Here is a 12,172-nt window from a genome sequence, read left to right on the forward strand (position 1 = left end):
GTGGCTGTGCTGGTGCCTTCGCGGGCAAGCCTCGCTCCTACAAGGGACGCATCATCCCTGTAGGAGCGAGGCTTGCCCGCGAAGGGGGGCCTCACATTCGACATCAATGGCATTGACCCACCGTTCAGGCCCATCAAACTGTGTGCAGGTACCAGTTGTACTCAAGGTCTGAAATGGAGTTCTCGAACTCGGCCAGCTCGCTTTCCTTGCACGCCACGAACACGTCGATGTACAGCGGGTCGATGTAGCGCGCCATGACTTCGCTGTCGTCCAGTTCGCGCAATGCATCGCGCAGGTTGTTCGGCAGGCTTTGCTCGTTCTGCTCGTAGCTATTGCCTTCCACCGGGGCGCCCGGCTCGATTTCGTTGGTCAGGCCGTGGTGAATACCGGCCAGTACCGAAGCCATCAGCAGGTACGGGTTGGCATCGGCGCCGGCGACACGATGCTCGATGCGTACGGCATCCGCCGAACCGGTGGGTACGCGCACCGCCACAGTACGGTTGTCGATGCCCCAGCTTGGCGAGTTCGGTACGTAGAACTGCGCGCCGAAACGACGGTAGGAGTTGACGTTCGGGCAGAGGAACGCCATCTGCGCCGGCAGGGTCTCGAGCACACCGCCGATCGCATGTCGCAGCGCGGCGTTCTGCTCGGGATCCTCGCTGGCGAAGATGTTGTTGCCTTGTTTGTCGAGAATCGAAATGTGCACGTGCAGACCGTTGCCCGCCTGACCCGGATATGGCTTGGCCATAAACGTGGTGTCCATCTCGTGGTCGTAGGCGATGTTCTTCACCAGACGCTTGAGAAGCACCGCGTAGTCGCAGGCCTTTATAGGGTCGGAGACGTGATGCAGGTTGACTTCGAATTGCGCCGGGGCGCTTTCCTTGACGATCGCGTCAGCCGGGATGCCCTGCTCTTTCGCGCCCTCGAGGATGTCTTGCAGGCAGTCGACGTATTCATCCAGATCGTCGATCAGGTACACCTGCGTCGAGTGCGGACGCTTGCCCGACACCGGCGAGCGTGGCGACTGCGGACGACCGTTCACGTTGTCCTGGTCGATCAGGTAGAACTCCAGTTCGAACGCCGCGCAAATGGTCAGGCCCATGTCATCGAACTTGCTCACCACCTGACGCAGCACTTCGCGCGGGTCAGCAAAGAACGGCTGGCCTTCGAGCTCATGCATGGTCATCAGCAACTGCGCGGTCGGGCGCTTCTGCCAGGGTTCGATGCTGAGGGTATCGGGGATGGGATAGCAGATGCGATCCGAGTCGCCGATGTCCAGACCCAGGCCGGTGCTTTCCACCGTGGAACCGTTGATGTCCAGGGCAAACAGTGACGCCGGCAGGTTGATGCCTTTTTCGTAGACCTTGTGAAGACTGGTGCGCTCGATGCGCTTGCCGCGCACCACACCGTTCATATCCGCAATCAGAAGGTCGACGTACAAAACCTCAGGATGTTGCTTAAGGAATGCGTTTGCTTCGTTGAGTTGAACGGCACGCAGAGGGACCGACATGATGCACCTATTAGCTGTTAATTATTATGTTCACTTCACTTGCGAGAGCCAGTCAACCCGAACGGCAAAGTGAAGTCAATAGCGAACACATGGCCTTTCAGCCTTTATTTTCTGGCCTTTTTTGGGCACCAAAGTGCCATATCAGACTTGCACACCGCGTAGACCCTCAGCATCGGACGTTCGGCGTTTAGAATTTTTTACATGAGAGTTGTTAATTAAAATCAACAAGGCTAAGCTCCGGAAAAGCTCGTTCAAGTGTGAAACTTCGAGGTGATAAAAATGGCATTCAAGCCATTGATCGGCGTTACTGCGTGCGTCAAACAGATTGGCCTGCACCCCTACCACGTCAGCGGCGACAAGTACTTGCGTGCTGTCAGCGTCGCGGCATTGGGGCTGCCAGTGGTCATTCCTTCCTTAGGCGACCTGACCGAAACCGACGCGCTGCTCGCGCAGCTGGATGGTCTGCTGCTGACCGGCTCGCCATCGAATGTGGAGCCTTTCCACTATCAAGGCCCGGCCAGCGCTCCCGGTACGGATCACGATCCGCAACGGGACGCCACCACCCTGCCCTTATTGCGTGCAGCCATCGCCGCCGGTGTTCCGGTGCTCGGCATCTGCCGGGGCTTTCAGGAAATGAACGTGGCGTTCGGCGGCAGCCTGCATCAGAAGGTGCACGAACTGCCCGGCATGCTCGATCACCGGGAAGCGGACAGTCCCGATCTGGCCGTGCAGTACGCCGCGGCCCATGCGGTGACTGTGCAACCGGGCGGTGTGTTCGAAGCACTGGACCTGCCGCAGGTATTCCAGGTCAATTCGATTCACAGCCAGGGCATCGACCGACTCGCACCGGGCCTGCGCGCTGAGGCGATCGCGCCGGATGGTTTGATCGAGGCGATCTCCGTCGAGCACAGCAAGACCTTCGCCGTCGGCGTGCAATGGCACCCGGAATGGCAGGTGCTTTCGAATCCCCCTTACTTGAGTATTTTCCAGGCGTTTGGCGAGGCGTGCCGACAACGGGCGGCGCTGCGTAATACGCGCTGACTTCAAACATTTCTAATCGATTGACTGCCCCCGTGAGTCTGGCGGGCGTGCCTTTGCGCGCCGGTGGCTCACGTAATAGATGAACCGCAATAACAACAAGTACGACCAGGCAGCCAGGACGGCGGTGCCGAATAAGCCCGAGCGGTAAGCGTTGAATTCAATGGCATCGCCCGGCCCGGGTTTGCAATCCACTCTTAAGTCAGGCCGTGTTGGCCCGACGACTGAAACCTGTTGGGAGTTTCATATGGCAAACGCCTCCAGCATCTACAGGAAGGCTCTTGATGGTCACCAGGCACCGAAAAAGGTGCTGGTGAAAGTCGACCGCGTCACCAAGAAATTCGACGAAACCACCGCCGTGGACGATGTGTCCCTGGAAATCCATCAAGGCGAAATCTTCGCCTTGCTCGGTGGTTCCGGCTCGGGCAAATCGACGCTGCTGCGCATGCTCGCCGGCTTCGAGCGCCCGACCGAAGGGCGGATTCTGCTCGACGGTGTCGACATCACTGACATGCCGCCCTACGAACGGCCGATCAACATGATGTTCCAGTCCTATGCGCTGTTCCCGCACATGACGGTGGCGCAGAACATCGCCTTCGGCCTCAAGCAGGACCGTTTGCCTGCCAGCGAAATCGACGCCCGTGTCGAAGAAATGCTGCGCCTGGTGCACATGACCCAATACGCCAAACGCAAGCCGCATCAATTGTCCGGCGGTCAGCGTCAGCGTGTGGCACTGGCGCGCTCGTTGGCCAAGCGACCGAAGCTGTTGCTGCTCGATGAACCGATGGGCGCACTGGATAAAAAGCTGCGTTCGCAGATGCAACTGGAGCTGGTGGAAATCATCGAGCGCGTCGGCGTGACCTGCGTGATGGTGACCCACGACCAGGAAGAAGCCATGACCATGGCCGAGCGCATCGCGATCATGCACCTGGGCTGGATCGCCCAGATCGGCAGCCCGGTCGACATCTATGAAGCACCGGTCAGCCGCATGGTCTGCGAGTTCATCGGCAACGTGAACGCCTTCGACGGCACCGTTGTGGAAGACCTGGAAGGTCACGCGATCATCCACAGCCCGGACCTTGCGCAGAAGATTTACGTCGGCCACGGCGTGAGTACCTCGGTGCAGGACAAGTCGATCACCTACGCTATCCGCCCGGAAAAAATGCTGGTCAGCACCCTCAAGCCCGAGACCCGCTACAACTGGTCCGAAGGCAAGGTGCATGACATCGCCTACCTCGGTGGCCACTCGGTGTTTTATGTGGAGCTGCCTGGCGGCAAGATCGTCCAGTCGTTCATGGCCAACGCCGAACGCCGTGGCGCACGCCCGACCTGGGACGATCAGGTCTACGTGTGGTGGGAAGACGACAGCGGCGTGGTACTGCGCTCATGAGAACCTTCAATCAGCAGTTCCTGCGCCTGGTGCCCAGTGGCCGCAAAATGGTCATCGGCATTCCATTCCTGTGGCTGTGCCTGTTTTTCCTGTTGCCGTTCTTCCTGGTGATGAAGATCAGCTTCTCGGAAGCAGCCCTGGCCATTCCGCCCTACTCCGAGATTTACACCTTCGCCGAACAGAAATTCCAGCTGCTGCTGAACCTCGGCAACTACTCGCTGCTGACCGAGGATGAGCTGTACATCTCGGCTTACTTCGGCTCGTTGAAGGTCGCATTCTTAAGTACGCTGATGTGCCTGGTGATCGGTTTCCCGATGGCTTATGCGATCACCAAGGCCAGCAAGGAAGCGCAAAACGTCTTGCTGCTGTTGATCATGATGCCGACCTGGACCGCGATCCTGATCCGCGTGTATGCGTGGATGGGCATCCTCAGCAACAACGGATTGCTCAATGCGTTCCTGATGTGGAGCGGGCTCACGTCACAGCCGATCGAGATCCTCAACACCAACACCGCCGTGTACATCGGGGTGGTTTACGCGTACCTGCCGTTCATGGTGCTGCCGCTGTACGCCAACCTGGTGAAGCACGATGGCAGCCTGCTGGAAGCCGCGTCGGACCTGGGTTCGAGCAACTTCAACAACTTCTGGAAAATCACCGTGCCGCTGGCCAAGAACGGGATCATCGCCGGCTGCATGCTGGTGTTCATTCCGGTGGTCGGTGAGTTCGTGATTCCGGAACTGTTGGGTGGCCCGGAAACCCTGATGATCGGCCGCGTGCTGTGGCAGGAGTTCTTCAACAACCGCGACTGGCCGGTGGCGTCCGCCCTGGCGGTGGTGATGCTGGCGATCCTGATTGTGCCGATTCTGCTGTTCAACCGTAGCCAGGCCAAAGAGATGGAGGGACGGGGATGAACCGTTTCGGATTTTCACGATTGATGCTGGTGCTCGGCCTGTCGTTTATCTACCTGCCGATGCTGATTCTGGTGATCTACTCGTTCAACGCCTCGAAGCTGGTGACGGTGTGGGGCGGCTGGTCGGTGAAGTGGTATGTCGGCCTGCTCGACAACACGCAACTGATGGGCTCGGTGGTGCGCTCGCTGGAAATCGCCTGCTACACGGCGATTGCCGCGGTGGCGCTCGGCACATTGGCGGCGTTCGTGCTGACCCGCGTGACCCGCTTCAAGGGCCGTACGCTGTTCGGTGGCTTGGTGACGGCGCCGCTGGTGATGCCGGAAGTGATCACCGGTCTGTCGCTGCTGCTGCTGTTCGTGGCCATGGCGCAGATGATCGGCTGGCCGCAGGAGCGCGGCATCGTCACCATCTGGATCGCTCACACCACATTCTGTGCAGCCTATGTGGCGGTGGTGGTGTCGGCGCGCTTGCGTGAGCTGGATTTGTCCATCGAAGAAGCGGCCATGGACCTCGGTGCACGGCCGCTCAAGGTGTTCTTCCTGATCACCATTCCAATGATCGCGCCGTCACTGGCGGCCGGCGGCATGATGTCGTTTGCCTTGTCGCTGGATGATTTGGTGTTGGCGAGCTTCGTGTCGGGGCCAGGCTCCACGACCCTGCCGATGGAAGTGTTCTCGGCGGTGCGCCTGGGCGTTAAGCCTGAGATCAATGCCGTGGCCAGCCTGATTCTGCTGGCGGTGTCGATCGTCACGTTCATGGTCTGGTATTTCAGCCGCAGGGCCGAAGCCACCCGCAAACGAGCGATTCAGGAAGCGATGGACCAGACTGCCAGCGAGTCCTGGCAACAACCGAAAAAGCAAATGGTAGAAGCGACGGTCTAGTGCCACTGTCAAGTGAGCACTGACCTGTGGCGAGCGAGCTTGCTCGCGCTTGAGTGCGCAGCACTCACAAATAGGTATGGGTTGCCAGAATTTTGGGGCCGCTACGCAGCCCAGCGGGAGCAAGCTCCCTCGCCACAGGTAAGTCCGCTAGCCACAGGTTTTGTGTTCACCGCATTTTTGTTTTATGCGATTTGAATAAAAAGAATGGAGTTGTACCGATGAAAATGTTTGGCAGGACTCTGCTGACACTGTCCTTATTGGGCGCAATCACCGCTGGCGCCCAGGCCAATGACAAGGTACTGCGCGTCTACAACTGGTCGGATTACATCGCCCCGGACACCGTCAAGAAGTTCGAAGACGAGACCGGTATCCGCGTGACCTACGATGTGTTCGACAGTAACGAAACCCTTGAGGCACGGCTGCTGGCGGGAAAATCGGGCTATGACATCGTGGTGCCGTCCAACAGTTTCCTGGCCAAGCAGATCAAGGCCGGGGTCTATCAGGAACTGGACAAATCGAAGCTGCCGAACTGGAAGAATCTCAACCCGGTGCTGCTGAAAAACGCCTCGGCCAGCGACCCGGATAACGGCCACGCCTTCCCGTACATGTGGGGTTCGATCGGCATCGGTTACAACCCGGCCAAGGTCAAGGAAGTGCTCGGCACAGATGCCCCGGTGAATTCCTGGGACTTGCTGTTCAAACCGGAAAACGCCGCCAAGCTCAAAGCCTGTGGCATCAGCTTTCTTGATTCACCGACGGAAATGCTTCCGGCTGCCCTGCACTATCTGGGCTATCCGGTGAACTCCCGGGACAAGGCGCAAATCACCGAAGCCGAGGCGCTGTTCATGAAGATCCGGCCATCGGTGGCCTACTTTCATTCGTCGAAATACATCTCCGACCTGGCCAACGGCAACATCTGCGTCGCCGTCGGTTACTCCGGCGACGTGCTGCAAGCCAAGGCCCGCGCCCAGGAAGCCGGCGACAAGGTCAAGATCGAGTACAGCATCCCGAAAGAAGGCGCCGGCAGCTTTTACGACATGGTCGCCATCCCTCGGGACGCCGCCAACGTCGACAACGCCTACCTGTTCATGAACTTCCTGATGCGCCCGGACATCATCGCCGAAGTCACCAACAGCATCGGCTACAGCAATGCCAACGCGGCGGCCACGCCGTTGGTGGACGAAGCGATTCGTGACGACCCGGGATCGTATCCGCCGCAAGCGGTGATGGCGACGTTGTATGCCATTCCTGACATGCCGATTGCCACCCAGCGGATCATGACCCGGGGCTGGACGCGGGTGAAGCTGGGCAAGTAATCCCGCCTCACTGATCGTCCCCATGCTCCGCGTGGGAACGATCATCCATTACAGCTTTCCCTTTTCCGTTCACGCAGCGCCTTACCACCGCTGCACTCCTCTCTGCAGAACGGCTTCACCTGGCTTCCTCGGTTTAGGTGAATTCAGGCGCCCTCGGGCGCCTTTTTTTGTGGGTTTATGAAGTGACCAGCGGCCACTCGGCCAGCGCTATGTATCGGCCTTTATGGGACTCGAACAGGCTGAAGCGATCGGCGCGCAGGTAAAACTCCGGCGGCGTCGCGGATTCGGGGACCGGCGCCCGGTAGTCGCGCATCAGGGTCAAATGCGGGCGAAATTCCCGATGGGTGTCTTCAAAACCGAACGGCAACATGGCCTGCTCCAGCGCATACACCAGGCGCAGCAGCTCCGGTGCAGCCTGCGCGGGCGCCAGCAGCAACACCCCGGAGCGACGCCAGACGTCCAGCCGATCCAGCACCACCGTCAACGGCACGCCGGACGTGCGGATATTGGCAGCGGCCTTGCAGACACCGGCTATTTGCGCCATGCCCACCGTGCCGAGAAACAGCAGGGTCAGATGAAAGTTTTCCGCCGGCACCGGGCGCCCGATGTTGAGCCCCAGCGCGCTGCGCCATTGGGCGATAGCCCGGCGTTGTTCGGGGGCGCAGTTCAGGGCGAAAAACAGCCGTTTGAACGGCTCGCGGGTTTCATCGCTCATGTCTGGCACCTCAATGCTTGGGGACCCTTTGATTTTACAAAGGGATACCCCGCCAGCAAGCCCATTTCTGGCAGCTGCCGGCATGCGCGTTATAGTTGAAGCAACCGAATCGACGGGAGGACGCCATGCGTCAGGTCATCAGCAAAGAGCCATGGTGGGCCGTACCACCGAAGCCCGGCCAGGATGAGTCCGAGCTGGAATGGGGCTGGCTGGTTCATTACAACGAAGGCGAGCCGCGCTTCGAGTTCATCAAGGAGCGGCCGTCGGACAGCGAGATTCGCAATCGCAAAAGCTGCAGGATCACCCCGACGCCGGAGTGATCCTGCCGCCTCTTCAGGCTTTGACAAGCATTTCGAAACCGCCAAAAATCGCCCGCTGGCCGTCGAACGGCATCGGATTGACGTCCGGTTGCATCCGCGGATCGCTCATCAGTTTCGCCATGCCGGCGTCACGGGTGGCCTTGTCCGGCCAGACGATCCAGGAAAACACCACGGTCTCGTCTTCCTTGAGTTTGACCGCCATGGGAAACGACGTCACTTTGCCATCAGGCACGTCGTCGCCCCAGCATTCAGCGAGGCTGAGCGCGCCGTTTTCCTTGAAAATCGCGGCGGCGGACTCCGCGTGTTTCTTGAACTTTTCGCGGTTGGCCTTGGGCACCGCTGCGACGAAGCCATCAACGTAAGCCATGATCATTCTCCTCGGGTTATGGGTTGATCTGCTGGGTAGTCGATCCAGCGTGGCTCCAATCGACAGTTCCCGCACCCAAGCCGACCGACGGTTCGACGGGCTGAGCAACAGGTTGTGCAACAGGCTGGGCCAGGGACTGGGCCAAGCCGCCTTCGATTTGCCCGGCCATGTACAGCGTTCCGGCCATGACACCGGTGGTAGGATTTTGCACCAGCTTCAGCCACGCCTTGTCGAATGAGTCGCCCAGGCTGCTGCGGATCAGCGCCTCGCTATCGGGTCGGTCGTTGGCTTGAATAACCGCACGCACCCCCGCCACTCCCAGGGAAATCACCGCCCCGGCCAGTTTCCCCGCCGCTGCCGCCACGGCACCAGCCGCGCCTCGTGGGGCCATTTCGGCTTCCATTCGTTTACTCGCGCGCTTGGCCACTGGCGTCATGCCGGCGTCCGTCGAGGCAATGCCCTTCTCACCGCCTGCCGTGTGGATCTTGTCGATCAACGCCGCGTAGGCCGGCAACTTAGTCAGCGGTTCACTGTGCACCACCTGATACAGCGATGCGTCACGGGCGGGCGGCGGTCCCAGCGAAATCGCCGGAATTTTCTGGATACGGTCGTTGAGCTGCGCCATCGGCACGCCATGACGCTGGGAGATGACCTGAAGTTGCTGGCCGAGAGCTTGCACGTAATACGCTGTCGCCTGCCCGAGGATCTCGTCGGGATCAATCTCCACCGCTACCGGGTCCAGCACTTTGTGGTGATATTGCTCCAACAGATAGGCCGCCAGGCGTTTGGCCGAGGCATCCTGCTCACCCCCGGCACTGAGGGTGTACCAGCTGACCTTCATCGACAGCCATTCCTGGGTCCAATAGCTGCTGAACCACGGAATGAAGACTTCTTCGGTCTGTTCGTAAACCCGCGTGCGCCAATGCTCCATGGATCCGCGGGCATAGACCCTGGCCTGTTCGGTGGCCTGCTGCGAAGCCGCGACAATTTCCTGGTCAACCTGCTGCCAGGTGCTCTGGGAAACCACTACCGGCGCCACGACTAACGGGGCACGCGCAGTCGTTACGCATCCCGCCAGTACCACCAACACAGCGACGATCAGCGAACGCAGGTTCAAGATCGCAGTGTCCTACAGTCTGCGTCGAACGGAGCGTTCGACGCGTAAAAGCATGTTGATTTGAGTATAGGTCGGGGCTGGGGGCCGTCCGTCAGGAAGTGTGGTAGCGCCCTCAAAAATACCTGCGCGAGCAGACCCGCAAGTCCATCGAGGAACGCCACCATCATCCACGTCGATATTCACCATCGCCGCGAATGCCTTCCGCAAAAAAACCGTCAGGTGCAGGATCAACCCATCGCCACTCAAACCCCGCATCGGAGGGGCAGACCATGTTGATCCACCTTCTGACCTGCCTGGCCCTGACGGCCATCACCCTGACCCTGTTTTCCCGCCTGGTGCTGGATATCGGTCAAACCGAGGAGCCGACATCATGATCTATTCCGTCAACCTCGCCGTGAGCTTTCCGGTGTTCGGCAGCAACTACTATTCGCAACAGGTCGTCTCTCGCAAAGCCGTCGCGCTGGTGTTCGACAAGCAATTCGAAACCTTGCTGATGCCGGCGGCCACTCACCACTTCAGTAACGAAGTGGTGGGGCTTAACGATCAGTTCCGCTTTTTGAATGATGTGCTGGTTGAGCATCTGCTGGAAATCGAGATGACTCAGCGTCCTTCACGCTCGGCGCAAGCGTTCACCTTCTGACAGGCTGGGTGCAGCCTGTCATTCTGGCCGGCGCACGGCTCTCACCTTCCCGCTGTTGCCGCCGCCACAGAAAAACCGGTCGTGGCCATCGAACTCAAGCCCCGACACGCCGACGCCAGCCGGCATCTGGACGCTCTCCAACACCTCGCCCGTGGCCGGATCGACTCGTCGCAGCTCGCTCTCGTCACCTTCCCAGGTGCCGTGCCACAGATCGCCCTCGACCCAGGTCACTCCGGTGACGAAACGATTGGATTCCAGGGTGCGCAGCACCGCTCCGGTCTGGGGGTCGACCTGATGGATCTTGCGCTCGCGATACTCACCGACCCAGAGCGTGCCTTCGGCCCACGCCAGCCCCGAGTCGCCACCGCCACCGGGTGCGGGGATGGTGGAGAGCACACGGCCGGTCTGCGGGTCGATCTTCTGGATGCGATCCTCGGCGATCTGAAACAGATGCTGGCCATCGAAGGCGGTGCCGGCATGGGCGGCGACATCGATCGATTTCAGGGTTTTGCCGCTGGCCGGGTCCAGGGCGTTGAGTTTATCGCCTGAGGCAAACCAGACACGCTGGCCGTCATGGGTGACGCCATGCACATGGTCGATGCCCGGAAAAGGCCCGTATTCGCGGATGATTTCAGCCGTTGAATGTTTCATGTCTTGCTCCTCGTTTACTGACTGCGTTCACTGGGGTAGTGAAGAGGATGCTAATCACTGGGCAGCAACGCCGTGAGTAACAATCCCGTCGCGAATCCAGGTACCGGCGGGAGCATCCAGCGACGAGCCCGACCGTGACCGAACGACTGCACCTTGCCGGTCGCCGCCAGCGTGTCGAGGGCTCGTTGCACGGTGCGCTGACTGGCGCCGAGCACCAACGCCAGGGCCGAACTCGACCACGACTCACCGTCGGCTAGAAAAGCGAGCAGCGTCGCATGCTGTTCTTCGACAGGCCGCGCCAGCACCACGACGTCAGGCGCAACCCGTGGCACCAGTGCAAACCCTCGTGGGGTCGCGATCACGTCGGCAATCAAGTGCAGCGCCCCGCGCAGCCGCCCGAGTTCGACGCGCAACCGTGCGCGATGGGACTCATCCGCGTGCTTCATCCGAAAGGCTCGCGCAATCAACGTTTCCCTCGGCACGTCGGCCGGCCACGCTTCGCCCAGCGCCCGGGCGAGCGCGAACAACACCGGACGCCGGGCGAGCGAAACCGACGCGCCTGCGTCGCGCACCACATACCGGCAAGCGTCCACCACCAGCGTGGGGGATGCCAATAACGCTTCAATCTCATCGAGCAGCAGCGGCTGTTCCTGCCCACCGATAATCAGCCGCGCCGCTGGTGTATCGAGGATATGCCTGGCGCTTTCGACCTCGGCGGTGAGTGCCGCAATGCCCGCGTGCTGCGCAGCATGCCCGGCCCGCTCAAGTGCCGCGCGCGCCGCTTTCGTTTGCAGACGACGCATGGCGATGCCCGCCAGAACCAGTTCGTAAGCAGCCCTCGACGCGGGCAGTAATGGCGTCGGGTCGAGTTCGGCGAGACGGCCCTCGGCCTCGTCGAGATGCCCGATCAGCAGCAGGCGGCGAATCTCGAGATAGCGCGCATGGGCGGCGTTGACCCAATCGCCGTGTGCCTGAAGCGTCGTCCGTGCGGTGTCGAGCGCCTTCGCCGGCCAGTTAAGGTCACGCGAGGCGAGCGCGATCTCGGCCTCGGCAACAACACACCGCGCGCGGGCCAAGGCCTCCTTCGCACCGAACGCCCGCGCGGCACTTCGCACCAGCGCCTTCGCCCGCACAAGGTCACCCAGTTGCGCCATCGCGATGCCTCGAAGCGCGAGTGCAGGCGCGTCGTTGCGCAAGGCGATGCGGTTCAGCGCGCCGAGCGGATCACCCGCCGCGAGCGCACGCGCTGCTGCGGTGATCAGCGAATCCATGTGAATTGCGCCACGTGTGACCCCCACCGTCCGATGTCCGCTGAT

The 12,172-nt window shown here is 60.6% G+C and carries 13 protein-coding genes; 7 read left to right on the forward strand and 6 right to left on the reverse strand.

Annotated elements, in window-relative coordinates; translation table 11 throughout:
* Positions 1 to 133: 133 nt before the first annotated feature.
* Positions 134 to 1,510: a glutamine synthetase family protein gene (locus tag LOY28_RS17930; protein WP_018930106.1), complete on the reverse strand. Its 1,377-nt coding sequence runs from the start codon at positions 1,508 to 1,510 to the stop codon at positions 134 to 136.
* 279 nt (positions 1,511 to 1,789) lie between these two features.
* Here LOY28_RS17930 and LOY28_RS17935 point away from each other — a divergent pair, with 279 nt between their 5' ends.
* From LOY28_RS17935 to LOY28_RS17955, 5 genes are all read left to right on the forward strand, one after another.
* On the forward strand, positions 1,790 to 2,551 hold the full coding sequence (locus tag LOY28_RS17935; RefSeq protein ID WP_086944873.1) for a gamma-glutamyl-gamma-aminobutyrate hydrolase family protein: 762 nt from the start codon (positions 1,790 to 1,792) through the stop codon (positions 2,549 to 2,551).
* A 244-nt stretch (positions 2,552 to 2,795) separates the two neighbouring features.
* Positions 2,796 to 3,938, forward strand: coding sequence for a polyamine ABC transporter ATP-binding protein (gene potA, locus LOY28_RS17940; RefSeq protein WP_018930104.1), 1,143 nt, complete (start codon positions 2,796 to 2,798; stop codon positions 3,936 to 3,938).
* Positions 3,939 to 3,967: 29 nt separating this feature from the next.
* Positions 3,968 to 4,849 (forward strand): ABC transporter permease subunit, encoded by an 882-nt coding sequence (locus LOY28_RS17945; protein WP_177343113.1) that lies wholly within the window; start codon positions 3,968 to 3,970, stop codon positions 4,847 to 4,849.
* On the forward strand, positions 4,846 to 5,730 hold the full coding sequence (locus LOY28_RS17950) for an ABC transporter permease subunit (RefSeq protein ID WP_018930102.1): 885 nt from the start codon (positions 4,846 to 4,848) through the stop codon (positions 5,728 to 5,730). Before LOY28_RS17945 ends, LOY28_RS17950 begins: the two co-directional genes overlap by 4 nt.
* Positions 5,731 to 5,948: 218 nt before the next feature.
* Positions 5,949 to 7,046 carry a polyamine ABC transporter substrate-binding protein gene (locus LOY28_RS17955; RefSeq protein WP_018930101.1) on the forward strand — a complete coding sequence of 366 codons (1,098 nt, stop codon included), beginning with the start codon at positions 5,949 to 5,951 and terminating at the stop codon, positions 7,044 to 7,046.
* 175 nt (positions 7,047 to 7,221) lie between these two features.
* Here the strand turns inward: LOY28_RS17955 and thpR are convergent, their stop codons facing one another.
* Positions 7,222 to 7,761 carry an RNA 2',3'-cyclic phosphodiesterase gene (thpR, locus tag LOY28_RS17960; protein ID WP_064618495.1) on the reverse strand — a complete coding sequence of 180 codons (540 nt, stop codon included), beginning with the start codon at positions 7,759 to 7,761 and terminating at the stop codon, positions 7,222 to 7,224.
* 125 nt (positions 7,762 to 7,886) lie between these two features.
* On the opposite strand from thpR, the gene LOY28_RS17965 reads away from it, so the two are divergent.
* Positions 7,887 to 8,081, forward strand: coding sequence for a hypothetical protein (locus LOY28_RS17965; protein WP_018930099.1), 195 nt, complete (start codon positions 7,887 to 7,889; stop codon positions 8,079 to 8,081).
* Between the two features lie 13 nt (positions 8,082 to 8,094).
* Here LOY28_RS17965 and LOY28_RS17970 read toward each other — a convergent pair whose 3' ends face one another.
* On the reverse strand, positions 8,095 to 8,448 hold the full coding sequence (locus LOY28_RS17970) for a DUF1428 domain-containing protein (RefSeq protein WP_018930098.1): 354 nt from the start codon (positions 8,446 to 8,448) through the stop codon (positions 8,095 to 8,097).
* Positions 8,449 to 8,464: 16 nt separating this feature from the next.
* The gene (locus tag LOY28_RS17975) at positions 8,465 to 9,565 is read right to left on the reverse strand and encodes a hypothetical protein (RefSeq protein ID WP_258612290.1); all 1,101 of its coding nucleotides are present in this window, start codon (positions 9,563 to 9,565) and stop codon (positions 8,465 to 8,467) included.
* A gap of 370 nt (positions 9,566 to 9,935) precedes the next feature.
* Here LOY28_RS17975 and LOY28_RS17980 point away from each other — a divergent pair, with 370 nt between their 5' ends.
* Positions 9,936 to 10,205 (forward strand): hypothetical protein, encoded by a 270-nt coding sequence (locus tag LOY28_RS17980; RefSeq protein WP_064618498.1) that lies wholly within the window; start codon positions 9,936 to 9,938, stop codon positions 10,203 to 10,205.
* 18 nt (positions 10,206 to 10,223) lie between these two features.
* On the opposite strand, the gene LOY28_RS17985 is transcribed toward LOY28_RS17980, so the two are convergent.
* Together LOY28_RS17985 and LOY28_RS17990 are read right to left on the reverse strand one after the other, a co-directional pair.
* Positions 10,224 to 10,856: a PQQ-binding-like beta-propeller repeat protein gene (locus LOY28_RS17985; RefSeq protein WP_064618500.1), complete on the reverse strand. Its 633-nt coding sequence runs from the start codon at positions 10,854 to 10,856 to the stop codon at positions 10,224 to 10,226.
* 50 nt (positions 10,857 to 10,906) lie between these two features.
* Complete coding sequence (locus LOY28_RS17990) at positions 10,907 to 12,127, reverse strand: helix-turn-helix domain-containing protein (RefSeq protein ID WP_258612291.1); 1,221 nt, start codon at positions 12,125 to 12,127, stop codon at positions 10,907 to 10,909.
* Between the last annotated feature and the right edge of the window lie 45 nt (positions 12,128 to 12,172).

The sequence above is a fragment of the Pseudomonas sp. B21-017 genome, from assembly GCF_024749245.1.
Classification (GTDB): Bacteria; Pseudomonadota; Gammaproteobacteria; order Pseudomonadales; family Pseudomonadaceae; genus Aquipseudomonas.